The sequence below is a fragment of the Rhizobium sophoriradicis genome, assembly GCF_025200795.1.
Classification (GTDB): Bacteria; Pseudomonadota; Alphaproteobacteria; order Rhizobiales; family Rhizobiaceae; genus Rhizobium; species Rhizobium sophoriradicis.
Genome location: NZ_CP104152.1, coordinates 3,036,502 through 3,060,898 on the forward strand (window position 1 = coordinate 3,036,502; position 24,397 = coordinate 3,060,898).

20 protein-coding genes and 2 pseudogenes are annotated in these 24,397 nt (G+C 60.6%); 11 read left to right on the forward strand and 11 right to left on the reverse strand.

Annotated features, from left to right (window positions below; genetic code table 11):
- Nucleotides 1-3: 3 nt before the first annotated feature.
- A complete protein-coding gene (locus N2597_RS15090) occupies nucleotides 4-855 on the reverse strand; it encodes an ATP-binding cassette domain-containing protein (protein ID WP_225881415.1) in 852 nt (283 codons plus the stop codon).
- Between the two features lie 134 nt (nucleotides 856-989).
- Here N2597_RS15090 and N2597_RS15095 point away from each other — a divergent pair, with 134 nt between their 5' ends.
- The gene (locus N2597_RS15095) at nucleotides 990-1,970 is read left to right on the forward strand and encodes an NAD-dependent epimerase/dehydratase family protein (RefSeq protein ID WP_183598370.1); all 981 of its coding nucleotides are present in this window, start codon (nucleotides 990-992) and stop codon (nucleotides 1,968-1,970) included.
- Between the two features lie 45 nt (nucleotides 1,971-2,015).
- Entirely contained in the window at nucleotides 2,016-3,008 is a 993-nt protein-coding gene (locus tag N2597_RS15100; RefSeq protein WP_038690672.1) for a sugar-binding protein, read from the forward strand.
- 189 nt (nucleotides 3,009-3,197) lie between these two features.
- Here N2597_RS15100 and N2597_RS15105 read toward each other — a convergent pair whose 3' ends face one another.
- On the reverse strand, nucleotides 3,198-4,067 hold the full coding sequence (locus tag N2597_RS15105; RefSeq protein WP_096762261.1) for a LysR family transcriptional regulator: 870 nt from the start codon (nucleotides 4,065-4,067) through the stop codon (nucleotides 3,198-3,200).
- A gap of 133 nt (nucleotides 4,068-4,200) precedes the next feature.
- Here N2597_RS15105 and ampC point away from each other — a divergent pair, with 133 nt between their 5' ends.
- The 7 genes and pseudogenes from ampC (at nucleotide 4,201) to N2597_RS15140 (ending at nucleotide 14,892) form a co-directional block, all read left to right on the forward strand.
- Nucleotides 4,201-5,361, forward strand: a complete 1,161-nt coding sequence (ampC, locus tag N2597_RS15110) for a class C beta-lactamase (RefSeq protein ID WP_183598372.1) — start codon at nucleotides 4,201-4,203, stop codon at nucleotides 5,359-5,361.
- Between the two features lie 384 nt (nucleotides 5,362-5,745).
- Nucleotides 5,746-6,699: an NAD-dependent epimerase/dehydratase family protein gene (locus N2597_RS15115; RefSeq protein WP_038690677.1), complete on the forward strand. Its 954-nt coding sequence runs from the start codon at nucleotides 5,746-5,748 to the stop codon at nucleotides 6,697-6,699.
- An 85-nt stretch (nucleotides 6,700-6,784) separates the two neighbouring features.
- Nucleotides 6,785-7,963, forward strand: coding sequence for a glycosyltransferase family 2 protein (locus N2597_RS15120; RefSeq protein WP_077989927.1), 1,179 nt, complete (start codon nucleotides 6,785-6,787; stop codon nucleotides 7,961-7,963).
- The gene (locus N2597_RS15125) at nucleotides 7,957-10,956 is read left to right on the forward strand and encodes a trifunctional glycosyltransferase/class I SAM-dependent methyltransferase/polysaccharide deacetylase (RefSeq protein WP_183598374.1); all 3,000 of its coding nucleotides are present in this window, start codon (nucleotides 7,957-7,959) and stop codon (nucleotides 10,954-10,956) included. Before N2597_RS15120 ends, N2597_RS15125 begins: the two co-directional genes overlap by 7 nt.
- A pseudogene (locus tag N2597_RS15130) lies at nucleotides 10,953-12,033 on the forward strand (glycosyltransferase family 2 protein). Before N2597_RS15125 ends, N2597_RS15130 begins: the two are co-directional and overlap by 4 nt.
- On the forward strand, nucleotides 12,026-13,777 hold the full coding sequence (locus tag N2597_RS15135) for an ABC transporter ATP-binding protein (protein WP_096762258.1): 1,752 nt from the start codon (nucleotides 12,026-12,028) through the stop codon (nucleotides 13,775-13,777). Before N2597_RS15130 ends, N2597_RS15135 begins: the two are co-directional and overlap by 8 nt.
- Nucleotides 13,774-14,892, forward strand: coding sequence for a glycosyltransferase family 2 protein (locus tag N2597_RS15140; RefSeq protein WP_406549665.1), 1,119 nt, complete (start codon nucleotides 13,774-13,776; stop codon nucleotides 14,890-14,892). Before N2597_RS15135 ends, N2597_RS15140 begins: the two co-directional genes overlap by 4 nt.
- Nucleotides 14,893-15,666: 774 nt before the next feature.
- Here the strand turns inward: N2597_RS15140 and N2597_RS15145 are convergent.
- Nucleotides 15,667-15,852: a hypothetical protein gene (locus N2597_RS15145; RefSeq protein WP_179363795.1), complete on the reverse strand. Its 186-nt coding sequence runs from the start codon at nucleotides 15,850-15,852 to the stop codon at nucleotides 15,667-15,669.
- A 207-nt stretch (nucleotides 15,853-16,059) separates the two neighbouring features.
- Between N2597_RS15145 and N2597_RS15150 the strand changes: the two genes are divergently transcribed.
- Nucleotides 16,060-16,266, forward strand: a complete 207-nt coding sequence (locus tag N2597_RS15150; protein WP_004676311.1) for a hypothetical protein — start codon at nucleotides 16,060-16,062, stop codon at nucleotides 16,264-16,266.
- A 524-nt stretch (nucleotides 16,267-16,790) separates the two neighbouring features.
- Here N2597_RS15150 and N2597_RS15155 read toward each other — a convergent pair.
- The 8 genes and pseudogenes from N2597_RS15155 to N2597_RS15190 form a co-directional block, all read right to left on the reverse strand.
- On the reverse strand, nucleotides 16,791-17,102 hold the full coding sequence (locus N2597_RS15155) for a hypothetical protein (RefSeq protein WP_225881414.1): 312 nt from the start codon (nucleotides 17,100-17,102) through the stop codon (nucleotides 16,791-16,793).
- A gap of 264 nt (nucleotides 17,103-17,366) precedes the next feature.
- A complete protein-coding gene (locus N2597_RS15160; RefSeq protein ID WP_077989924.1) occupies nucleotides 17,367-17,615 on the reverse strand; it encodes a hypothetical protein in 249 nt (82 codons plus the stop codon).
- Between the two features lie 102 nt (nucleotides 17,616-17,717).
- Nucleotides 17,718-18,424: pseudogene (locus N2597_RS15165) on the reverse strand (TfuA-like protein).
- The gene (locus N2597_RS15170; protein WP_096762366.1) at nucleotides 18,421-19,593 is read right to left on the reverse strand and encodes a YcaO-like family protein; all 1,173 of its coding nucleotides are present in this window, start codon (nucleotides 19,591-19,593) and stop codon (nucleotides 18,421-18,423) included. Before N2597_RS15170 ends, N2597_RS15165 begins: the two are co-directional and overlap by 4 nt.
- A 41-nt stretch (nucleotides 19,594-19,634) precedes the next feature.
- Nucleotides 19,635-19,847, reverse strand: coding sequence for a hypothetical protein (locus tag N2597_RS15175; RefSeq protein WP_096762256.1), 213 nt, complete (start codon nucleotides 19,845-19,847; stop codon nucleotides 19,635-19,637).
- Nucleotides 19,848-19,868: 21 nt separating this feature from the next.
- Nucleotides 19,869-21,713, reverse strand: a complete 1,845-nt coding sequence (locus N2597_RS15180; protein ID WP_183598378.1) for an AfsR/SARP family transcriptional regulator — start codon at nucleotides 21,711-21,713, stop codon at nucleotides 19,869-19,871.
- Between the two features lie 9 nt (nucleotides 21,714-21,722).
- Complete coding sequence (locus tag N2597_RS15185; protein ID WP_096762254.1) at nucleotides 21,723-22,148, reverse strand: helix-turn-helix domain-containing protein; 426 nt, start codon at nucleotides 22,146-22,148, stop codon at nucleotides 21,723-21,725.
- A gap of 226 nt (nucleotides 22,149-22,374) precedes the next feature.
- Nucleotides 22,375-23,007, reverse strand: coding sequence for a class I SAM-dependent methyltransferase (locus N2597_RS15190; RefSeq protein WP_038690699.1), 633 nt, complete (start codon nucleotides 23,005-23,007; stop codon nucleotides 22,375-22,377).
- Between the two features lie 522 nt (nucleotides 23,008-23,529).
- On the opposite strand from N2597_RS15190, the gene N2597_RS15195 reads away from it, so the two are divergent.
- A complete protein-coding gene (locus tag N2597_RS15195; RefSeq protein ID WP_183598508.1) occupies nucleotides 23,530-24,378 on the forward strand; it encodes a DUF6030 family protein in 849 nt (282 codons plus the stop codon).
- Nucleotides 24,379-24,397: the final 19 nt, after the last annotated feature.

Consider the following 24,397-nt stretch of genomic DNA (forward strand, 5'->3'; position numbering starts at 1 on the left):
CGATCAGACTTGTTCGATGGCGCCTGTTATAAGTCCCGTCACTTCCTCCGGCGAACTTGCCGCGATCGCTTTGTCGGCGACCTTGCGGCCGCGGCGCATGACGATCACCCGGTCGGCGACGGTGAAAACGTCGGGCATGCGGTGGCTGATGAGGACGACAGCGATGCCGCGGCCGCGCAGCTCGCGGATCAGGTTGAGGACTTCGGCCACCTGGCGCACCGAAATGGCCGCGGTCGGCTCGTCCATCAGCACGATCTTCGCCTCCGACAGCATGGTGCGGGCGATCGCCACCGCCTGCCGCTGGCCGCCCGACATCTGCTTGACGAGATCGCGCGGGCGGGTTTCCGATTTCAGCTCCTTGAAGATCTCGCCGGCGCGGCGGTACATCGTCTTGTAATCGAGGACCTTCAGGGGGCCGATGCCGCGCCGGAGCTCGCGCCCGAGGAACACGTTGGCGGCCGCCGTCAGATTGTTGCAGAGCGCCAGATCCTGATGGACGATCTCGATGCCGTGCTGGCGCGCCTCGACCGGGCGGTGCATGACGATCTCCTTGCCCTCGAGGCGCATCGTGCCTTCGCTCGGGCGGAAATTGCCGGCGATCATCTTGACTAGCGTGCTTTTTCCGGCGCCGTTATCGCCCATCAGGCCGACGACCTGGCCGGCTTCGAGCGCAAACGACACGTCGTTGACCGCCTGGATGGCGCCGAAATGTTTCGAGATATTGGTGAGTTCGAGAACCGCTGCCAGCCGACCATCCTCCCCGCAAGCTGCAGGCTCGCCATCACCGCGGTTGCCCGCCTGGCGCCTGCGATCCCGCTTTGCCGATCTCCTCCCCGGCAGAGCGATTATGTTCATTTACGCAAATGCTTGGAGAGCCGTCAATCAATTGTCCGTGTGAACGGCCCGCCGCTGCAAAAATCTACTTCGCCGCGCAAATACTGATTGACGCCGGAAACGGGTGGATATTAGCTGTTGCTGGGAGAGAGAGCATGCTGATCCTTGTCACCGGGGCTACGGGCAAGGTCGGGCGGCGCTTCATAACTGGGCTGCTTGACGAGCCGAGATTTTCCAAAGCACAGATCCGCGCGCTTTGTCACAATCGCGCGCTCGAAGAGACCGACCGTTTGTCTGTGGTCAAGGGCTCGATCGCCGACAGCGCTGTCGTGGCGGCGGCGATGGAGGGCGTCACCCATGTGCTGCATCTTGCCACCTGCAAGGAAACGCCGGACGAGGTGATCGACGTGACGGTCAAGGGGCTGTTCTGGCTACTCGAGGCCTTCCGCTCCAGCCCGACGGCGCAGCAGTTCATCCTGATCGGCGGCGATGCCGGCATCGGCCATTTCTTCTACCGCCATGACGGGCCGGTGACCGAAAAGACGGCGCATCGCGCTTATCCCGGCTGCTACGCGCTCTCCAAGGTGCTCGAAGAGGTGATGCTCGAGCAGTTCGCCATCCAATACGGCATCAACAGCTGCTGCTTGCGCGCGCCCTGGATCATGGAGAAAGACGATTTCAAATATACGCTCTCCTTCGGCGACGACGTTTTCGGCGGGCCCGACTGGAAGAGGCTGGTGCCGCCGGCCGATGCCGAACGCTATGCCCGCGAAGGCACGGTGCCGCTGCTGCGCGATGCCGACGGGCGGCCGCTGAAGCGCAATTTCGTCCATGTCGACGATCTCGTCTCGGCGATCCTGGCGGCGCTCGACAATCCGCGCGCCCGGGGAGAGCTCTTCAATATCGCGATGGATCCGCCGGTCGATTACGGCGAAGTGGCCGCCTATCTCGCCCGCACGCGCGGGCTCGGATCCGTCGACATCGCCAGTGAATTTCACTCGAACTGGATGGACAACAGCAAGGCGAAGTTCCTGCTGGACTGGCGCCCCGTCTACGATTTGGAAAAGCTCATCGATTCAGCCTGGGAATACCGGCGTTCAAGGGAGGAGCCTCGGATCGTCTGGTATCCCGGTTGATAACAGGGCGGGCGATGTGCCCGTCTTTTCAAAAGGGAGGAAGTTATGAGGAAGGCATTATTGCTGGCTGCTGCTGCAGTCCTGGCGCTCACGGCCGGGCAGGCCATGGCCGCCAAGAAGCAACTCGTCATCGTCGTCAAGGGCCTCGACAACCCGTTCTTCGAGGCGATCAACCAGGGTTGCCAGAAGTGGAACAAGGAAAACGCCTCGGCCGAATATGAATGCTTCTATACCGGCCCGGCATCGACCTCGGACGAGGCCGGCGAGGCGCAGATCGTTCAGGATATGCTCGGCAAGGCCGATACGGCGGCCATCGCCATCTCGCCCTCCAACGCCAAGCTGATCGCCCAGACGCTGAAGACGGCCAATCCGAGCGTGCCTGTGATGACGCTCGATGCCGATCTTGCGGCGGAAGATTCGGCTCTGCGCAAGACCTATCTCGGCACCGACAATTACCTGATGGGGGCGCGGATCGGCGAATATATCAAGAAGGCCAAGCCGAACGGCGGCAAGATCTGCACCATCCAGGGCAATCCCGGCGCCGACAACATCCTGCGGCGCGCTCAGGGCATGCGCGATACGCTGAGCGGCCAGAAGGGGCTCGCCGCCCTGAAGGGCGAAGGCGGCTGGACTGAGGTGGCCGGCTGCCCGGTCTTCACCAATGACGACGGCGCCAAGGGCGTGCAGGCGATGACCGACATCCTCGCCGCCAATCCCGATCTCGACGCTTTCGGCATCATGGGCGGCTGGCCGCTATTCGGCGCCCCGCAGCCCTATCGCGACCTGTTCAAGCCGATGGCTGACAAGATCGCCAAGAACGAGTTCGTCATCGGCGCCGCCGACACGATCGGCGAGGAAGTGGCGATCGCCAAGGAGGGCCTGGTGACCGCCCTGGTCGGCCAGCGGCCGTTCGAAATGGGCTACAAGGCGCCGACGGTGATGATGGACCTGATCGCCGGAAAGCCGGTCGAGGATCCTGTTTTCACCGGGCTTGACGAATGCACCAAGGACACGGTCGACACCTGCATTCAGAAATGATGCCGGTTAGCGTCAACCGCTGCCCTCACCCTAACCCTCTCCCCGTTCTGACGGGGAGAGGGGACGTGCCCTGCGCGGAGTGGGTGGGAACCAAGAGGGCGCGGCATATCCCCTTCGCCCCGTTTACGGGAGAAGGTGCCGGCAGGCGGATGCGGGGCTGCGGCGAGCTCTGCACGGGCACCCCGGACATCACGCTTGCGCAAAGATCCAATCGGAAAAGGCGCGCATGGCTGACGTGACCGGCCGTGACTGCAGGCGCGTCAGCCAGTAGCTGCCGAGCGAGATTGCGGTGGCGAAAGGCTGCACGATCGCACCCGAGCAGAGGTGTCGTGAAAACATCGTTGGCGGCGCCAGCGCCACGCCAAGCCCCTGGAGCGCGGCCTCCATCATGCCGACCGAGGAATCGAAGACGATGCCGGCATTGACCTGGGCGGCCGGCGGCACGCCGGCGGCGGCAAACCAGGTGCTCCATTCATCCGTGCGGTAGCTGCGCAGCAAAGTTGCGCCGGCAAGGTCTGCCGGCGACCGCAGATCCTCTGCCAGTTTGGGGATGCAGAGCGCCGAGAGCGGCGCCTCGAACAGGCGCTGCGCCTCGGTGCCGTGCCACGAGCCGCTGCCGAAGCGGATGGCAAAATCGAGCCCTTCGGCGGCGGGATCGACGCGGTTGTTGTTGGTCGAAACCCGAACATCGATGAAGGGATGCCGGCGCTGGAAATCCGCAAGCCGCGGCAGCAACCAGCCGACGGCGAAGGTGCCGACGACGCCGAGGAACAAGAGTTCGCGCACCTGGCCGGCCTCGATCCGGTCGAGCGTCGTCGCCATCTGGTCGAAGGAGGCGGTCACCGTCGGCAGCAGCGCTTCGCCCTCCGCGGTGATCTTCAAGCCGCGGGGCAGGCGCTGGAACAGCGCCACGCCCAACCGCTTCTCCAAGCCCTTGACCTGCTGGCTGACGGCCGCCTGGGTGACGCAGAGCTCGATTGCGGCGCGGGTGAAGCTCAGATGCCGTGCCGAGGCTTCGAAGGCCCTGAGGCCGTTCAGCGGGAGGAATGGGCGAACCATTGGATTGTCTATCAAGCCCTAGAAATTCTTGCAGCTGCTGCGAGATATCATCGTTTGTCGTTGGAAAACAGCGCCGCTAGACGCCTATTCGGGCGCGTTTGCGCTCGCATGCGACCCCCTGGCGATTTGGAGGATGACTGTGAGAAACCTTGGCATAAAAATTTGCTCGGCCGCTGTGATCTCGGTATGCGGCTGCGGAGGCGGCTTTGCCGCCGACGAGGCTGATGTGAGAGCGATCGCGGATGCGGCGATCAAGCCGATCATGGAAAAATACGCCATCCCTGGAGTGGCCGTCGGCATCACCGTCGATGGCCAGGATCTCGTCTTCACCTATGGCGTCGAATCGAAGGAGACGGATAGACCGGTGGCGCCGACCACGCTCTTCGAACTCGGCTCGATCAGCAAGACCTTCACCGCGACGCTCGCCTCCTACGCCGAAGCGACGGGAGACCTCTCTTTGTCCGACCCGGTGGCCAAACATCTTCCCGCCATGCAGGGAAGACCGTTCGGCGATATCGCCCTGATCGATCTCGCCACCCATACGGCCGGCGGTTTTCCGCTGCAGGTGCCCGACGAGATCAAAAGCGAAGGCGAGCTGATGGAGTTTCTGGCCGCCTGGCGCCCCTCCTACCCGGCGGGAACCCAGCGCAGCTATGCCAATCCGAGCATCGGCATGCTCGGCTCCATCACCGCCAAAGCCATGCGTGGCGATTTCGCCGATCTGATGGAGAGCAGGCTGTTTCCCACGCTCGGCCTGACCAGCACCTATCTGACAGTGCCGAAGTCGCGGCAGGGCGATTACGCCCAGGGCTATAAGCGCAGCGGCGAGCCGGCCCGGCTGACGCCGGGGCTGCTGTCCGTCGAGGCGTATGGCGTACGGTCGACCGCCGGCGACATGATCCGCTTCGTCGGCGCCAATATGGGCCTGGCCAAGCTCGACGGGAAACTGCAGCAGGCGATCGACAAGACCCACACCGGCTATTTCAGTGTCGGGGCGATGACCCAGGATCTGATCTGGGAGCAATATGCCTATCCCGCCACCCTGCAGAGCCTGGTTGAGGGCAATTCGGCGGCGATGCTGAAGACCATCCCTGTCGCTGCGTTGCAACCGCCGATGAAACCGCGTGGCGATGTCTGGATCAACAAGACCGGCTCGACCAACGGCTTCGGCGCCTATGTCGCCTTCATCCCCAGCGAGCGGCTCGGTATCGTCATCCTGGCCAACAAAAACTATCCCAATGAGGACCGGGTTGCCGCGGCCTATCGGGTATTGACGGCGCTTGCGGCCGATTGACCGAAAACAGCGTCACGGACGCGGGAGCAGGTTGGCTACCGGATCCTGCGTCCATTCGAACCCGATCCGCTATCCGATTGAGGGTCGGACTTTAGCCCGATGCGCGCCTTCGACGGTGTGATAGAGATTTGCCGTGAAGATATGCTGCGGTGCAACAGGGCCATAATCTCGCCAAATACACTGCGAAAATCGAGGGGCGGCAACACGTATATACCCAGGGTCGCTGCCCTGTCTCCCAACAGGGATAATACTACCCAGGGTAATGGTAGTTAGCAATTAAGATTAATAGGCGAGTATTTTTTAGAATTCTTCGAGGTAATTGCCAGTTCTTGAAGGTGATGCTAATGAATACTCACCTTTTCTTAAGTCAAGAGGCCCAATCCAGTGAAAAACGTATTGATATCTGGCGGAGCAGGGTTCATCGGTTCGCATCTATGCGATCGGCTTTTGCTTCGAAATGACGTTCAGAAGCTCGTCGTTGTTGATAATCTCTGGACAGGACTTTTCGAGAATATTTCGCACATCAGGGATCCCCGCTTTCACTTCGTGAAATCGGACGTCGAGACGCTGCAGACCTCGGAGAAATTCGACGAGATCTACCATCTCGCCTCCCCGGCCTCGCCGCCCTGGTACATGAAGGAACCGAAGCGGACGATTTCGGCCAACCTGCTCGGCGCCTTCCGGCTTCTCGACCTTTTGAAGAAGGGCGGGCGTTTCGGTTACACCTCCTCCTCGGAAATCTACGGAGACCCTCTGGTGTCGCCGCAGCCGGAATCCTACAAGGGTCAGGTCGACTGTACCGGGCCGCGCTCGTCCTATGACGAGAGCAAGAGATGCACGGAAGCGCTGCTGTTCGAGATGCAGCGCACCAAGGGGCTGAACGTCAAGGTCATCCGCCCCTTCAATATTTATGGTCCCCGCACCCGGCCCGACGACGGCCGCGCCGTCTCCAACTTCGTCACCCAGGCGCTTTCGGGCCGCCCGATCACCGTGTTCGGCGACGGCAAGCAGTCGCGCAGCTGGGGCTATGTCGATGACATCGTCGACGGTTTCGCCCGTTATTTCTGGATCAACGAAACCGACTACAAGGGGCCGCTGAATATCGGCAACGACCGCGAGATTACCGTTCTCGAAGTCGCGAAATATGTTTCCAAGCTGGTCGGCGGCGTGCCGATCGTCTTCGAGCCATCGCCGCCGCAGGATCCCACCAACAGGCGGCCGGACCTGACGAGAGCCTACGCCGTCATGCCCGAGTGGTCCTGCAAGGTCAGCTACGAACAGGGCGTGGCGATGACGCTCGACTGGTTCAGAGAAAAGATAAAAGTGGGGGCGGCGTAATAGCCACCCGGATTTCAAGCCCCTTCCCGCATTCCGGGCGCGGCTTTGCGCCGGCCTGTGCTCGTGATGCGTTGAGAGAGTAACGATGCAGGAAATCATTCCGTCCGATCTGGCGACTGTCAATTTTCCCGTACCGATTCACTATCTCGATCTCGCCTCGCATCAGCCGGATGCCGACGCGGCGCCGATCTCGGCCGGGCTCGTGGTTTTTCTCGCCGACGGCCTGCCCGTCGGACAGGCCTATGTCGACAGGCCCGAGGCCGCGGCCGAGCTTGCCGGGCGTGTCGTGCGGCCGGATACGCTCGCGCATGCGCGTCAGGTCGCGCAGACGGCTCTTCAAAATCGCGACGTCAGCATTCTGATCTGCACCAAGGACCGGCCGGAAGAGCTGCGCCGGTGCCTCGCCTCGATCCCCGAGCAGTCGCTGACGCCGGCCGAGATCATCGTGGTCGACAATGCCTCTTCAGGCGACGCGACCCGCCGGGTGGTTGAAGAAGCAGGCGCCACCTATGTGCGCGAAGACCGGGTCGGGCTGGATTTTGCCCGCAATGCCGCCATCCGCGCGGCGAAAACCGAATTCGTCGCCTTTACCGATGACGACGTCGTTCTCCACCAGCGATGGCTGGAGAACCTGATGAAGGCGTTCGACCGGCCGGAAATCGGCTGCGTCACCGGGCTGATCCTGCCCGGAGAACTCGCAACGCCGGCGCAGTTCATCTTCGAAAAACACTGGGGTTTCGGCCGCGGTTACATCAGGCAGGATTTCGGCCGGGATTTCTACGACAGTCACAGGCGATACGGCGCGCCGGTCTGGACGATCGGCGCCGGCGCGAGCCAGGCTTTCCGCCGCAATGTGTTCGACGAGATCGGCCTGTTCGACGTCCGCCTCGATATGGGGGCGGCCGGCTGTTCGGGCGACTCCGAATATTGGAACCGGCTGCTGCATCACGGCCATGTCTGCCGCTACGAGCCGACCGCGGTTTCCTGGCACTTTCATCGTAAGGATATGCAGGGGCTGGCCAGGCAGATCCGGCAATATATGAGCGGCCATATCGCCGCGCTGCTGGTGCAGTATCAGAACACCGGCAACGGCGGCAACCTTCGGCGCATCCTCATCTCCTTCCCGAAATACTTCGCCGGCAGGTTGCGCAAACGCCTGCGCAAGGGTGCCACCTCGCATGATTTCTTCCTGAAGCAGGAGATGCTCGGCAGCGTCAGCGGCGCGCTCTACGTCCTGCGCCGCTGGAAGATGCGCACATGGTGACAGTTGTGGCGCCCGAAATTTCCTTCCTCATTCCTGCTTATAACGCCGAGGACACGCTTGCCGAAGCGCTGGCCAGCCTGCAGCGGCAGACGAAATCGAACTGGCAGGCGGTGGTGGTCGACGACGGTTCGAGCGATCGCACCTGGGAGCTGCTCGAGGTAATTGCCGCAGCCGACAGCCGCATTGTCGCCGCCCGCCAGGCCAATGCCGGCGCCGCGGCGGCCAGAAACCATGCCGCCCGCCTGGCCGCAGCCCCCCTGCTCTGCATGCTCGATGCCGACGACTGGCTGGATCCGGCCTTCATCGAAACCATGCTGCCGCTGGCGGAGGATAGATCGCTACCCGCCATTGCCTATTGCTCCTACCGCCGGGTCGCCCCGGACGGCCGGCTGATGCCGGTGGAACAGGCGCCGGCGCTCGCCGGCGATGCCGCCAGGCGCGAATTCTCGTCCTTCTGTGCGCTCGCCATTCATACGGTGGTCTTTTCCAAAAGCCTCTTCGAGCGGCTCGGCGGCATGGATGAGCGCCTGCAGACCTGCGAGGAATGGGATCTCTGGCTGCGCATGGCCTTTGCAGGCGCAGAATTTCGCCGTGTCGACGCCTGCCTGGCCTTCTATCGCATGAAACCGGGCTCGCTTTCCGGCGATCCGGTGAAATTGGTGCGTGACGCCATTTGCGTGACGATGAAGGCCGAGGCGCTGCGCCTGCAGCACGGCTTGCCCGCCGAGGGTCCGGAGAGCGGCTGGATCACGCCGGCCGTCAGCCGATTGCGCATGCTCGTCTGGGTCGTCGCGGCCAAGCATGATCCGAGCCTGGACATAGCAGCCCTTGCCGCACTGCTGCCGGACATCCCGGATGCCGCAGGCTATGAAAGCTTTTTTGCCGGCGTGATCCTGCACGGCCTGCAGACCGGCCTCCTGCCCGACCGGGCAGACGATCTCATCGATGCGCCCGAGCAATGGTGGCCGACTTTCCGTCTGCTCGTCCAACTGATCCAGCGGCATTCCCTGCCCGGCACCGGCCGCAAGATCCTCGAAGCCGCCGCCTGGCAGTTATCCGCCGGCAACCTGCGGCGATCCTTCACGCTCGGCACGATCCAGGTGGTGAGCGTCGAACTCGGCGCGCTTTCCAGGGTCGCCAGGGCCGAACAGGCCGATACGCTGATCATGCACGGCTTTTCCGGCGACGAGCACGTCGGCACCTTCGTCGGGCCGCTCTGGGGCGATCTGTCGATCCGGGCGCAGATCCGGCTGATCCTGCAGGAGATGCAAGCCGGAGAACATCTCGAGCGGCAGCCCGCCCTTGCTTATGCCGCCGCCTGGACAAGGGAGGCGCTGCGCGGCTACCGAGCCTTCGGCGGCCTCATCATCCGCAGCGGCCGGCGGCGCGGGCGGCTCGAACGGCTGCTGGCGCGGACCGGCCGCAATGCCGTCCTGGCCCGGGCGCCGGGCGACGGACAGGATAATGACGCCCGCCTGTCCAATATCCTGCGCGATCTCGAAGGCGACCTGCCGCCGGCGCGACGTGCTGCGGCCGCGGCCCCGGCGAAGGAAGAGCGGCCTCCCCAGGCTCAGTCGCCAGAAGACTATTGGGAGCAGATTTTCGAACGCCCGGATCCGTGGAATTACCTGTCGGTCTACGAGCAGGTCAAATATGCGCAGACATTGAGCCTGATCCCGCAGGGGACCGAATCGGCCCTGGAACTTGCCTGCGCCGAGGGGATCTTCACCGAGAAGCTGGCGCGCGCAGTCGGCCGGGTGACGGCCACGGATATTTCGCAGCGGGCGGTCGACAGGGCGGCAATGCGCTGCCGCGATCTCTCCAATGTCGAGCTCCGGGTTCTCGACTTCGTCGGACAAGAGCTTCCACCCGATCAGGATCTCATCCTCTGCTCGGAAGTGCTTTATTACATGAAGGATGAGGAAATGCTTGCCGGTGTCTGCCGCAAGATGGCGGCAGCGCTGAAGCCGGGGGGCTGTCTGATCACCGCCCATGCGCATCTGCGCCAGGACGAGCCCGGACGAACCGGCTTCGATTGGGGCCATCCCTTCGGGGTCGGGACGATCAAACGGGTTCTGGCCGAACAGGCCGGGCTTGCCCTCGAAGAGACGATCGACACTGAGCTTTATGCCATCCACCGCTTCCGCAAGGCGGCCGCGGCCGATCCCATCCTGCGGCTCGAGCCGCACGGAACGCCGATGGAAGTCGATGTGTCAAAGCACATCATCTCAGGACCGGCGGGCGTCGCGCGCGAGGCCGCATGGGCAACCGAGGTGACGACCTCCATCCCCATCCTGATGTATCACCGCATCGCCGAGGACGGCCCGGCCGCGCTGCGGCGCTTCCGCACGCCGCCGGAAATGTTCCGCAAGCAGATGCAATTCCTGCGCCGGCACGGCTATTACGCCGTGACAGCGCCGACGCTTGTCAATCTTTGGCGCAGCGGCAAGCCGATCCAGGGCCGGCCGGTCATGCTGACCTTCGACGACGCCTATCTCGATTTCCGCACCAACGCCTTCCCGATCCTGGCCGAGAATGATTTCAGCGCCGACGTCTTCGTCGTCACCGATAAAGTCGGCGGCCGCTCGGACTGGGACTGTGCCCACGGCGAGTCGGCGCCGCTGATGGCGTGGCCGGATATTCAGGAACTGCAAGAGAAAGGCATCAGCTTCGGCTCCCATCTCGCCTCGCACACGCCGGCGAGCGCGATGGAAAACGATGCCTTGCTCGCCGAAGCACTGCGGTCGCGCCATGCGCTGGAAAGCCGGCTGGGCGGCCCCGTGGCCTCGATCGCGCTGCCTTACGGCGCCACCGACTTCAGGGTGCCGGGCATTCTTTCCCTTGCCGGTTACACGATGGGCCTCACCACACGCGCCGCAACAGCCGGCTTTTCCGACAATGTCTTCGGCCTGCCGCGCCTCGAAGTCCGCGGCGACCGACCGCTTGAAGCCTTCCCCGCACTGATGGGCCTGCCCGGAGCCATTATCGGATGACAATCATCACCACCGCAGCGACCCCTCTGATCACCGTCGTCATTCCGGCCTACAACGCCGAAAAGACGCTTCTCGAAACCTTGCAAAGCGTCTCGAACCAATCCTACGGCAAACTCGAAATTCTTGTGGTCGACGACGGATCGCGGGACGGCACCTTCGCGCTTGCGAGCGACTATAGCCTCACCGATCGCCGTGTCCGGGTTCTCCGGCAGGCCAATGGCGGCGTTGCCCGCGCCCGCAACCACGGCATCGGCGAGGCGCGGGGCGCCTATGTGGCGCCTATCGATGCCGACGACGTATGGCATCCCGAGAAGATCGAACGGCAGCTGCAGTCGCTGCAAAAATTTCCCGGCGGCCACGGCGTCGCCTACAACTGGTATGCGGCGATCGACGAAGACGGCGTCATTTTCGGTCATTCACGCCCGGTCCTGCATGAAGGTAACATCTTCGAACCGCTGCTGCGGGAAAACTTCATCGGCAATGGCAGCACGCCGCTGATGCCGCGCGCCGAGGTTCTGGGCTGCGGCGGCTACGACGCCGGGCTGCGCGACAGCGGCGCCGAGGGCTGCGAGGATCTGAAGCTATATCTCGCCTTGGCCGAGCGCCTGCCCTTTGCGCTGGTTCCCGATTTCCTCACCGGTTATCGCTTCACCCGGGGAAACATGTCGAGCAACGCCTATCGAATGCTGAAATCCCACGCCCTGGTGATGGCGCCGATCATCGAGCGCTACCCGCATCTGAGGCGCGATATCGAGACCGCCAAATTCAACACGACGCACTGGTATTTCAACAAGGCCCTTGCGAACCGCGACTATCTCCAGATCAAGAAGCTGGCGCCGATGATGATGCAATATGGCCCGCAGCTGATCGTCCATGGCCTGCGGCAGAGCTTTCGTCTGGCGAAACGCCACGGCCTGCGCATTGCAAGACAGATCCTGCGAAAGCCTTCGGCCCGATCGAAAACCCACTTTGCGGGTGCCGCCGTTCCTGAGGCCGGCACGCGGTTCAGCGATCGTTTCATGCCGTTTGGGCGGCGTGCTCAGCGCGATATCGTCGCGGATGGCCGACAATGAATAGGTTCCGGACATCCGCCTCCCGGCCGGGCGGCGCCTACAACATGGTCATCGCGGCCCGCTACCGCGAGCTTCTGCAGCTCGTGCCGGCGCTGCGGCTGAAGATGACGGTAATGATCATCCTCGGCATTCTCACCGGATTTTCGGAGATGGTCGGCATCACCTTTCTGGTGAGCCTCGTCTTTGTTCTCGGCCAGCAGGGCGCAGCTTCCGGCTCCGCCGCTGCCGGGCTTCCGGCGTTTTTCGGCGGCGTCGATCTCAGTCTTTCCAAACCCGTGCTGATCGGCATCCTTATCGCCTCCATTCTGCTGCGCATTCTTCTCGGATTCGTCAATTCGCTGATCACAAGCGCGATCAACCACAAGATCAGCGATCGCATGCGCGACCGTCTCTACGCCAAGATCCTGACCATCCCGTTCCAGCGCTTTCAGCACTATGAGCGCAGCGATCTGATCAATGTAATCGCCACCGAAGCCTATGCGGTATCCTCGGCACATGCGAGCCTGGTGCGTCTGGGTGTCAATTTCGGCACGATCGTCATCTTCGGAATCGGCATGCTTGTCATGGCCTGGCCGATCGCCTTGCTTGGGCTAGCCTTCGGCTTCATCCATAACTTCGCCTTGGGGTTCTTTGCCGGCGCCTATCGACGCCTCGGCGCTTCGGCGCTGGCCGCCGTCGAAGCCTTGACGCAGCTGAGCTGGACCACGCTGCAGACCTTGAAGGCGGTCAAAAGCTTCGGCCTCGAACAGCGCCACCAGCAGCTCTTCGCGACACTTTCCAGCGAAGTCGGCCGGACCTGGCGCCACTCGGACTGGATGGGAGCGGTGACCTCCCTGCTAAGCGAAATCCTGACCTTCGGCGTCATCCTGACGATCATCCTGTTCTCGGAATTCCTGCCGGTGGATTTCAAGGCAGCGCTTTCGGCCACCATCCTTCTTTACAGGCTTCAGCCGCATATCAAGGGATTCGACTCCCAGATCCTGCGCCTTTACGAGATGGAAGCGTCGCTGCAGAACGTGCTGGCGCTGCTTTCCGAAAAGGACGACGCCAAGCAGGCCGCGCAAGGGGCACCGGTCCCCCGCCTGTCGGAAGCCATCGTCTTTCACGATGTCTCTTTCACCTATGAGCAGGCGAACGCGCCGGCCGTTCAAAACCTCAACTTCTCCATCAAGGCAGGCGAAACGACGGCTCTGACCGGGCCGAGCGGCTCCGGCAAAACGACAATCCTGAATATGATCCTCGATCTTACCCGGCCGACGCGAGGCAGGATCACGATCGACGGCAGAGACCTGGCCGATGTCGACCGCGCGAGTTGGCTGCACCTGCTCTCGGTCTCGGGCCAGGATGTCGAACTGATGGAAGGCACGGTCTTCGACAACATCCGCTTCCGCCGCGATATCTCCGATGAGGACGTCAGGTGGGCCGCCGATGTCGCCTGCGCCACGGAATTCATCGAAAATCTGCCGGAAGGCTTCGACGAATGGCTGGGCGACGAGGCGGTGCGGCTTTCAGGCGGACAGCGCCAGCGCATCGGCCTGGCGCGCGCGCTGGCCGGCCGGCCGCAGATCCTGCTCCTGGACGAGGCCACCAGCGCGCTTGATGAAAATACCGAGATGCGGGTGTTTTCGGCAATCAAGGAAGATGCCGGCCGAACGCTGATCGTCGTCAGCCATCGCCCTGCGGTCGCCAGGATGATGAAGAACCAGATCGATCTTCGCCCGCCAACACTCGCATCGAAGCTCGGGTGACCGCGATGGAGATGTCGACCACGGCAGAAATTTTAGTGGCGGTCGTGATCCCCGCTTTCAATGCCGGGGACTACATTGCCCAGACGCTGCAATCCGTCATCGATCAGACCCACAAGGCGCTGGAGATCATTGTCATCGACGACGGCTCGACCGACGAGACCGCCTCCATTTGCCGCCGCTTCGCCGCCACCGATCCGAGGATCCAGCTTCTGTCGACGGAAAACCACGGCGTCGCCGCGGCGCGCAATACCGGAATCGTAGCATCGAAGGCCGGCTATCTTGCCTTCCTGGATGCGGACGATCTCTGGCATCCGACCTATGTCGAAAGAATGCTGTCGGCGCTCCATCCGCTGCCCGAGGCCTGGGGTGCGGTCTATGCCCTGCACCGTTTCGTCGATTCCGAGGGATATTGCACGCGGTCCGGCTCGTCGCTCAGCGCCCGGGAATCCATTCTCATGCGCCATCTCGTCTTCCGCTTTGTCGGCAATGGCAGCGGCTTCATGGTGCGCCGCGCCGTCATAGACAAGATCGGCGGCTACGATCCGAGCTATGCCAATCAGGGAATCGGCGGATGCGAAGACTTCGATTTCGAACTCCGCACCGCCGAGCATTTCAAGATCGAGGCGGTGCCACTCGGCCTGGTGGGCTACCGCGTTCACGCCGCGGCCATGTCTGCCGACAGATCCCGAATGGCGCAATCGCTTCTGGCCGTCTATGAGCGATGCGTCGCCCGCAATCCGCAGCTTCCCGCTTTCGTCGTCAGCTGCGCCCGCGCCTCGGCCCACCTTTATGCATTCTCTAAATTTGCGGCTTTGAAAGATTGGCACAGCGCCGCGACCTCGCTCAAGCACGTCTATCGTCATAGCCCAATGCTTGCTGCCAGCGTCATCATTAAGCTGATCTTTTCAAAAGCGACGAGAGCCGCAAACAGGGTGCTGTCCAAAGCCCGGCCGCCCAAGCGGCAAAAGCAGCCTGATTTCAAGAAATTCGAGGAAATAGATCCTGTTATGCCGCTGGTTGGCGGATGGTCTCGTTTCCGGACGAAGGCCTTGTTCCGGCGCTTGTCGGAGATCGACCGTTGTGGCGGAGATTGCGCTGCGATCTCGAAGAGATAGCCGGTTGTAAAGGCCGGCACCTCCGCTCCGTTGGCAACTATTCTTGCTTTTTCAGTACAGATCGAACACCGCGACAAATGTTGGTCGAAGCGGAAATGAAAAAACTGTGGGAAACCGAGGTCAACCAATAATAAGCTGCGACAATATCAAGCTAAACTGCAATGTTAGCTTCGCACAGTGCAAGAAGTCTTACGAGAGGACCCGTCATCCACCCCGGCGGGTCCTCGACTTCGTTTGACGGCAGAGCAACGGTCATGATCGCTGCATCACTCCCGCGCCGACGACGATATGCGATGGGTCTTCGGAGACGACCCGGATGATCGGCAAGCAAGGACCGGCCTCGCGGTGCCGCCGAATGTTTCCGCTTCGCGACGAAATTGCCGACAGCAAGCCGCTGTCATAAGGATGATATTGACACTATATAGAGATATATAAAGCTCATCTTTATTGAGAACAGCAAACACTTCTTGCCGTCATTAACCATAAATAACTTAATATCTCAAAATCTACACTTATATACAACCTTTGTCTGAAATATATATTTTTACCTTTTGATAAAATTTTAATTTAATCGTATTTCCCGATTAACGTTATTTAATAAATTCCTCCACGGCATTGGCTTACATTGCTGTCGAAAACATGAAAAATAATCAGCTTCTTTCCCGCCTTGCCTTCGCCGCAGCGCCGCGGCCGGACAACACTCCGGGAGAAGCCGCTGCAACGAGACCCAACAATCCCCGGCATCGGCCGCCATCGCAGAATGGGCAGCGCAATTCACCCGTCGACAATGGCGATCGTGAAGCCGAACCAAGCTTTAATAACCCAATAAATCAAAGGATTATAATTGGTGATCACGCTGCGGACAGAACCGACATTGGCGCGCCTTCGACCGTCTATTTCAACCGCGCCAGTTGGTCCGAGACCGTCCAAAGTGAAGACCAGCAGCGCAAGAAATACCACGTTCGATCGACTGAATCCTGACAGGAAATAGTCAATCCGTCCGCACGAAAGACTTCGCTCAATTCAACACGGCGCAATGTTCTCTAACAGACCAAATCTGTGTCGAAATGGTCGCACCTCGTCATTGAATTAACCTTTCATAAAGCATTTGCTTGCTCAACTTATAATTTGTGTCATGGTCACTGCAAGTAGTGAGGAGCCGACCTGATGAGTGATATGGCATCGCAGATTCCGGAATTTGGTTATGATGAACGCGTGATGATCTGCCGGAAGCAGATCGAGAAGGCGGTTTATCAGTTCATTGCAAACACGAAGGTCGAGGGGTGCGATCCGGCGGAAGTCGCAATGGCCATCGCGGACATTGCCGACGATTACATTTTACTGCTGGCCCAGAAGCGCAATTTGACCCATTGAGATAGGGATCGGCCGGCCCGGCCGATCATCAGACGAGCGCTGAAATCAAACTCGCCGCCGTCTCCCCGCCCGGAGACAACGTCAACGAAATCGCTTACCATTCGTTTCGACCATCTATTTGCGCCTCGAATACCATTCGAATAAGCGACAGCCCAAAGACCCCCGGATTTACCGAACCACGATCCAAATCGATATCTGAACAGATCGATGGCGGGGGCCGCGCCTCTCCCAGCAACACGCATCCATTGCCGCAGAGACACCAGTGCCCTTGATCGCCCTTTCCTGCCGGGCGCCTCAAGACGAGCGCGGAGAGAGGGCGGCCTTTTTTGCCGATGTTGCCGCCCCGGTCAATCGGCCGGGTCCAGCGCGCAAAGCAGGCCATGGACGGGTATCGCGGCCAGTCTTTCGCGCTTGATGTCAACCCGCCAGGCCTTAACCACGTTCTCCGATCGAAAGTTGCCATCCGGCTGTTCCACCATCCTGCCGAGCGCAAAGACGGAGTCCTGAGGAAACCGGCTCGACGATCAAAAGCTTGGCTGCAGAAGTTCGTGGCGAGGGCTGGGCTTGGCAATCGTCACCTGATCGATCGTGCTCCAGACGGGAAGGTTTCCATCCCTGCCGGTCTGGCGCTGCAGCACCAGCAAGAGCTTTGCGCCGCATTTGAGCTCGGCTGCCGAATAGGCCGGGCCTCCCGCCATTCCGGCCAAGGCCGTTCCACTGACTTCCACACAGCCCTTCGCAGCGGGAGGCGTCGATTTCCCCCGCGCCTCGCTGGCATGGCTGGCGGGCGGGATCATAGCGAGAAGAGCGGCGATCGCAGCAAGATATCGTGACATGTTCTTACCGCATCGCACAAAGCAGCTGAATTTCACGCGGCTCCCTCTCAATCCCGAAGCGAAGACCGTAGCCTTGCTCGGAGATGAGTCAATATCCTGCGATTTGCGCAACTTCTGTGGTTGGCGGCCGGCCTCGTCCTTCGTGAGCTCCGAAAGCTAAAGCGCGTCGCATCAAATTGATTGACGCAACGCGCTTTAGCTCTTTGTCTTTCTGTATGTCGTTGTCCCGGAACCGCTGCACACTTCCGCGCGACATGCATTGGACTAATGTCTCTTTACGCTCACTTGCGGAACCGGGGAGCTCAATTCAGCCAGATCCCTGGTCAGTCCCTCCCCGACTTCCTGCTTCACCGCCTCGAGAGCAAGATCGAGGCAATTCGTCGCGAATGGCAGTTTGACATCCTGAGCAACCTGTCGCGCATAGGCGATCATTCGCGCCAGAGCGAGCAGTTCCTCCAGACCCTCTTCCGTCCTGAGGTCTGTATTTATGTTAGCAGCCGATGTCACGCCCATGCCCATTTCTCCAACGTATTGAAGGAACAATACGCGGGCTGGCGTGGCCAAGCCCGTGAAAAAAGCGTGACACAACTCCCGGTGACGATTATCGATTTCGATTCACAATGCGGGCCGTGTAGGAAAGGCGGTCTCGTGCAATTTCCAGGACAGGTCGGCATTCACCCGAATATCGGCGGCTGCCTGCACTGCTTTTAACAACTCCAGCGCATCGATGCGTTTTTGATCGACGGAATGGGCGACAAGGGCCGTCAATAGTTTCGCACGTTCCGGCGCGGCTATGCCGGCGCATTGCTCGACGATCGCCCGCCACGTTCGCCTCTTGAAGAAAACCGCGCTCGCGGCATTTTCAAGCTCCCGGCGCACCCCTCCTGGGAGCAGTTCATTCCTTTCCATGGCATCGAGCGTGGCGCTGACATTGACCAGCGGCACCGTCAACGGTTTGCTGCCGAGCGCGCTCGGCGCGTGCACGAGCGCCACGGCGGCATCATCGACCAGCCTGCCCGAGCGGTAGTCTTCGAAAATGCGGCCGATCCCGATCATGCCGAACGAATGGCATTCTGCAGCCCGCAGCGCGCCCAACTGGCCGCCCCCAGCACTGTCACGCCAAGCGACAGAGCGCGGAGAATCTCCTTATGCCAGACCGGCGCGGCATATTCGAAGCCGCCGTCGATCAGCCCGATGACATTGGCACCCTGGTCCGCCGCGGTCAGAACATCCCCCTGCGTCGCAGGCGGCAGGACGCGTATCGCCTCGCCGGCAAGTGCGGCTGCGTCAGGAAGACTGGGACCTGCGAAAATGATCTTCAAAAGCCGATCGCCCTCGCCAGCGCCCTTGTTCCCAACCGCCGAGCACGCTCTCCTTCCGGATTTTCGAGCCCGGGAATAACGAGCTTCACGACGCTGAAGGGAAGCGTGTCCTCGCTGAGGCGTACGGCTATGATCGAACCGATCCCTTTTGTTCGCAAAGCCTCCAGCACATGCTGCAGCATCTGCTTGAGATTCCGTGGCCGATGTTCCGGCGCCGGGCCCGGCAATCCAGGGACTGCTTCGAAGGCTCGCCGCATCAACGGCGGCAAGGATCGTGTAAAGGTGGCCGGCGAAATATCGTCCCTAGCTCCGCTGATGTAGGTGAGCCGCGATTGCACGGCTTCCGTCACCGCCCGAATGGCCGCGCGCACCGGAGAGGGATGGGCCCCGGTGCCGCCCGTCACCTCGACAAGGCGGATGTCCCTGCTGGCGTGGCGATGCCGCGGGGAAACGCAATCCCCCGGACCAAGCATGGCGGTGAAGCACGGAATGGCGATGTCGCTGGTGATATCGAAGAGCCTGAGCGCCAATCCCGACGCGTCGATCTTGTCGATCAACCCGTCCAGGGCGCCATCCTGGAAACCGCGGGGATCGACGCAGCCGGCATAACGATCCGCTTCCGTGCTGACTTGCCACAGCACATGCGCGTCCCGCTCGATCCGCTCGAGCACACCGTGAAAGATCGCTTCCTGGATGTTGTTTCCCGAGGCCAGGCCGTCCGATGACATCCAGTACCGGGCATCGCGCGTACGGTCGAGCACCACCGCTTCAAAGGGGATATAAATCTGCCCGCCGCTGAGCATATCGATGCCGGCCACCCAATCCGTCTCCTCGTCTGGCCCGAGGTCGGGTTTATGGATGGCGATCAGGCAGTCCAGCCTATCGATCTTGTGTCCCATCGCCCGCAGGCTGGACGCGCTGCCGCGGAACCGATCTACGAAAGGTTCGCCGGCAACGGCCCGTTCCAGGGCTTCCATGACGGTGGACACTTTGGCATCGACATCGGTCAGGCCCTTTCCCTGAGCAATGACGATCGATCGCGAATTCGGGGTATATGCGCACCAGACGGGGATTCCAATATCGTCGAGCCCGGTATGTCGCGCCACCCTTGTAATGCCGAATCTGGCCAACAAGGGCTCGACGCGGGAAAGGGTTTCCCGCGGCGATATGATCCTGTCGGAATATGTCGATTGATCCGTCAGATGCCGGCTCAGCCGTCGAAGTGACCGGAAAGGGCAACCTGCGCCGACGAAACGGCGACAGCCAGATCGATGCCCTTCACTATAATGCCGCCGGCTTTGCGCAGGTTGCTCGCAGTCGCCAAGTCCCCCGTCGGATTGAGCGGCGTAACCGTGCCCGCGTCGAGATCGGCGAGCCAAAGACCAGTCTCGCCCGGTATTCCTATGATAACAACTTTCGTCATGTAAATGCCCCTCAGCTATTGTTAAAAACCGGCCCTCAACAGGCCCTCTCGATAGAGCTCTTTTTGCCACTGTTCCTTCATGGGAACAATGGCGAGCCACTTCTCGACGTCGAACACCGGGTTGATGCTTTCGGCGCGTTGCCGATGGAAGAGTGCCCGTTTCCGATCGCCGATCATTGCGCAACTGGCCGCGGCAATACGATGGGCCGGCGCTTTGTCTTTCATCGCCTCGACATAGGCGATGGCTTCCTCATACTGTTCCAGAAAGAAACTGGCTCCGGCGGCACACCAGAGATAGGCGTCAGGCGCGATCGGATTGAGCGACATCGCTTTTCTGATCTTGGCGAGCGCGTCACCGGGCCGGGATGCATGCACGAGCGTGTCGGCATGGCTGTAGATGACGTCGGCAAAATGCGGGCTGAGCTGTTCCGCCAGGTGAAGGGCTGCGACGCTGGCATCGACATCGCCGAGATAAAGCTTGGTGACGCCAAGCTCACGATGGCCTGCCGCCGATTCCGGATCCCGCTCGATTGCACGAAGCGCATGCTGTTCCGCCAGATGCAGCAGCTCGTCATTTCCCTGCGCCGTGACAAGCCATTCGCTGGTGAAGGTTCTTGCCAGCCCGGTAAAGGAGGCGGAGAAATCCGCCTTATACGACAGCGACTGCTTGAACGCCTTCCTCGCCCGGCGGATATGCGGCAATGTAAGCTTGCTCATCAGGCTCGAACCGACGAGGTAGGCGTGGTAGGCCCCGGGATCGGCCTCGAAACGTAACCGCTCCTCCTCGTTTTCAGCCAGCTCTCGGGCCACCGACTCGGTCAACTGCTGGGCGATCACCCGCCTGTGGCGCGGCAATGTAGCACGCGTCATCGCAAAGCGGTTGGCCCAGATAATCTCATCCGTAGGAAAATAGATCAGCTGCGCGAACAACCCCTCTTCCGAAAGTCGAGTGTCCAGAAGATAGGCGATCGAGTGCCGTGCGACCACCGCAGCCTTCTCGGAGTCGCGGCGGATCTGGCCGGCCGTATGCGGCGCGACGATGGAAATGTTTCGAAGTGCGCACAATTCTATGGTGACGTCTTCGATCAGGGCGTTGGCAAGGGCAAGTCCGGCATCGGCATGCTTGGCTGTCGGGGGAAGCAACACCAGACGAGGCAGGATCAGCGGCGCCGCCGATATGCGTTCGATGTTGGCCGGCTGGCTGCCAGGCTCGGAGCGCTTCACCTCCACCCTTGGATGGCCGTCGTCATTTGCCGATCTCTCGGAAAACGATGAGCCGCGGGATATCTGGTGCAGCAGCGCCCTCACCTGCTCGTCATTCGGATCCTGCTCGAGGACTTGCAGGGCGGCGCTCGAAACGATGCGCGCCGCGCCGGGCTTCTGCACTTCGGGCAGCGCCTCCAGCAATGCCTGCCGCAATTGCAGCGCCTGGGCGTCTCGCTGCGCCCTGATCCACGCATCGATCGGCTTTGTCGCAGGCTTGATATTTCCGATGAAGCCGCGCTGGGTCAATTCGGCGATCGCCTGCAGCCGATCCAGCGGCGTACCGCCTGCCCGAAAGACATCCAGATCGCTGCAAACCACCTGCGTGTTGAGGCGAACCGTCGTGGCGGTGAAATCGAAGGCTATTTCGGCGCGGCCACCGTCCATTTCGCGGATGCGCGACAGCATTTTGCGCAGATTGAGCCGCGCCAATTCCGGCTCGACGTCGCTCCAGAGAAACTGTGCCAGTTCATAGCGGCTGAGCTCATGGCTCGCCCCGACATAGAGATGGGCCATCATCAACAGACCTTTGATCGGATAGCGAACCAGCTCGCCATTCGTCTCGGTCAACCGCAGATCGCCAAATGTCTGCAGATGAAGCACGATCCATCCTCAGTAGTGCGCCACCGGATCCTGCAGCTCGCTGTCGATGTCGGGCAAGCCCGTAACCGCCAGGCTTTTGGCCAGTGCCACCAGTTTTTGCCTGATATTCGGATCCTCAATGGCGATAAACGCCTTGTTGAGCGCCAGTCCTTCCTTCGACGACAGGAATTTGTTCAACTCGCTCGTCTCACCTTCGATCGGTCCGGCACCGCCGTTCTCGAAGAAAAAGCCGACGGGCACGCGAAGGATCTCGGAAATGCGCTGAAGACGGCTGGCGCCGATACGATTGGTTCCTTTTTCGTATTTCTGAATCTGTTGAAAGGTAATGCCCAGAAGTTCAGCCAAACCATGCTGGGTCATCCCGAGCGTCTTTCGCCGAACTCTCACGCGGTTGCCAACATAGACGTCGATCGAATTCGGCGATTTGGCCTTCATGAAAACAAGTCTCCCGCTTTATCAGCACGCCCGCTGTATAATGGAGAATTTGCGCAAGAATGCAACTAAAAGTAAATATTTTGTAAGGATTTTTTTCAGCGCCGCACACAGTACAAACAACCTGTGGATTATCGCAGGCGCGTACAATGACAGCATATAAGGAGTACATTATCGCGCAAGTCAGAGCGGCGGCGGATCGTCAAAATCTGCCTGCCGCCCTGTCTTCCTAAAGAGGCTTTTCAGCCACGGCGATCATCGACTTGGCAAGAGCAGGTATCCTTCCGACATATTCGAAACGAATACTGTGGAATCCGGCATCAAGCAGCAGCGTGCCCAGGGTGTTTCTCGACCAGAACTTGATATGTCCATGATCCTTCAGCGGCATGAAGTGATCATCCATTTTCCCAAGCGCTGCCAGGGCGACATTCTTCAGATAGCCATGATAGGGCGTCGATACCACGGCGATGCCGCCAGGCTTGACCAGATCATACATCGTCGAGGTGAAGGCCTTGGGATCATAGACATGCTCGACCACCTCCAGGCTGATCACAGCGTCGAAGGTGCCGTATTCCCCGGAAAGCTCGTCATAGGCCGAACCAACCTTCAACGGCAGCCCGGGGTATTTGACATTGGCCTTGGCGATGCCATCGCTTGAAGGATCGACGCCGACGACGCAATATCCCTCTTTCGCAAGAGCTGCGGCCGCCCCGCCCGTGCCGCATCCCAGATCGAAGACATCGGCCTTCGCCGAGCCCGCAAAATGGCCTTCCAGCACCCCAAGTACAGTTGGCAGGATGTAGGAATGCGCGGTTGTCGGTTTAGCGTGGATATAGGTGGTCGCGTCCAGTTCGACGGACATATCCTCTCCTTTCTGCAAGTTCGCGGCAGACCCTATGGAAGAATACGTCGAAAATTGGGTAAAACCCGGCAAAACTGGATGTCTATCAAGAATATAACCTGTAGTTTTTAAATAAAAATCTTAACCTTTGCGCGAAAGATGAAACAAAGATGGCAGCAGCAACAGATGGCTGCACGCACTGATATTGGATCGGAACCGGTCACTCTGAAATCTCGTCGACATAAGAAAGAAAAACGAAAGAGGCCGACAAGCATAGGAGACTGCATTGACCGTTTTGCCTGTCACGGCCGCGGATCATCCGCGATCTTGGCTGCGGCCATAGCGGCCGGTGCATTTGAGAGTATCAAGATCGGGAAACTCAAGCCGCTTCCGGCAGATCTGAAGCGCGCGCTTCTTGCAGATGACACGCCCGACGCGGCAGAATGCCGAACAGCAAGCCAAAGATATTTAACGGATGGATGTATACTGCTGGATCAAGACAGCCCGATCGAAACCCTTCTCGCGTATTCGGAGAAGATAAGCTTGCCCGACAATCCGTCGCCCGTATATGCGAAACAGCCGGTGGGAAAACCGCGGATTCCCGTGGTCTTCTGGTTGCTGCTGACGATTTCCCTGTCGCTCATCATCGGAACCGTGCTTCTTTCCAACGACATGAAGCACTTGAGGACGATCGATCGCTATTTCGGCCTCAATCTCTTTTCATATGAGGTCAAGCCGCCGCCACCGAAGGAGCTTCCCCGCCCGGCACCACCGGCCTCCGCCAGGCTTCCCTTACATGCCCTCGAACCGCCTATGGCGCAGACCGCATCAACCTTTCTGCGGACGTGGCGCATCTCAGGAGCGGCAATGTGCGCGGCCCTGCGCGACGCCGGCATCCAAACCAGCGATTGGGCGGCGGCGAGCTTCAACGCCGCTACCTTCGAATGTTTTTTCGAACACAGCGGCAAACGTGAAAATGATCAACTTCCCAGTTCCATCTTCGTCATTGTTCGCGGCGACGCCGCCGGCACGATCAACAACATGCGCGTGAAGATCGTCAATCCAGAGACCGACCAGAACGGCCAGCTCGACCCGAGTATCCTGCGGATTTTCGAGGTCATGCTCAGCCAGCCGCAATGGCTGGATTTTCATGAGGCGCTGAACGCAATCAAGAATCTGAGGGACATCAAGGAAGACGGTTTCGGCGCCAGCATCACCTTCAGCCGCGAAGTGCTCAACCCGGAACGCTACAATTTTACGCTCTCGCTGGATGCGGCCTCGGAACCCCAAAAGAGAACGAGAAATTATTTTTCCGACAGAACCTGGCTTCCATCGCCGGAGCCGACGGCTGAGATCGACCCCGCGCAATCGGCGCCGGCATCAGCGCAATAAAACGGGAATGAGCAGCTGC

Bases quoted from the DNA above. Each gene is read 5' to 3' on its own strand.
- N2597_RS15175 (WP_096762256.1), bottom strand. From the start codon at position 19,847: ATGACGAAAGTTGTTATCATAGGAATACCGGGCGAGACTGGTCTTTGG.
- N2597_RS15150 (WP_004676311.1), top strand. From the start codon at position 16,060: ATGAGTGATATGGCATCGCAGATTCCGGAATTTGGTTATGATGAACGC.
- N2597_RS15100 (WP_038690672.1), top strand. From the start codon at position 2,016: ATGAGGAAGGCATTATTGCTGGCTGCTGCTGCAGTCCTGGCGCTCACG.
- N2597_RS15185 (WP_096762254.1), bottom strand. From the start codon at position 22,148: ATGAAGGCCAAATCGCCGAATTCGATCGACGTCTATGTTGGCAACCGC.
- N2597_RS15105 (WP_096762261.1), bottom strand. From the start codon at position 4,067: ATGGTTCGCCCATTCCTCCCGCTGAACGGCCTCAGGGCCTTCGAAGCC.
- ampC (WP_183598372.1), top strand. From the start codon at position 4,201: ATGACTGTGAGAAACCTTGGCATAAAAATTTGCTCGGCCGCTGTGATC.
- N2597_RS15135 (WP_096762258.1), top strand. From the start codon at position 12,026: ATGAATAGGTTCCGGACATCCGCCTCCCGGCCGGGCGGCGCCTACAAC.
- N2597_RS15190 (WP_038690699.1), bottom strand. From the start codon at position 23,007: ATGTCCGTCGAACTGGACGCGACCACCTATATCCACGCTAAACCGACA.
- N2597_RS15095 (WP_183598370.1), top strand. From the start codon at position 990: ATGCTGATCCTTGTCACCGGGGCTACGGGCAAGGTCGGGCGGCGCTTC.
- N2597_RS15160 (WP_077989924.1), bottom strand. From the start codon at position 17,615: ATGGGCGTGACATCGGCTGCTAACATAAATACAGACCTCAGGACGGAA.
- N2597_RS15090 (WP_225881415.1), bottom strand. From the start codon at position 855: ATGAACATAATCGCTCTGCCGGGGAGGAGATCGGCAAAGCGGGATCGC.
- N2597_RS15120 (WP_077989927.1), top strand. From the start codon at position 6,785: ATGCAGGAAATCATTCCGTCCGATCTGGCGACTGTCAATTTTCCCGTA.
- N2597_RS15155 (WP_225881414.1), bottom strand. From the start codon at position 17,102: ATGTCACGATATCTTGCTGCGATCGCCGCTCTTCTCGCTATGATCCCG.
- N2597_RS15125 (WP_183598374.1), top strand. From the start codon at position 7,957: ATGGTGACAGTTGTGGCGCCCGAAATTTCCTTCCTCATTCCTGCTTAT.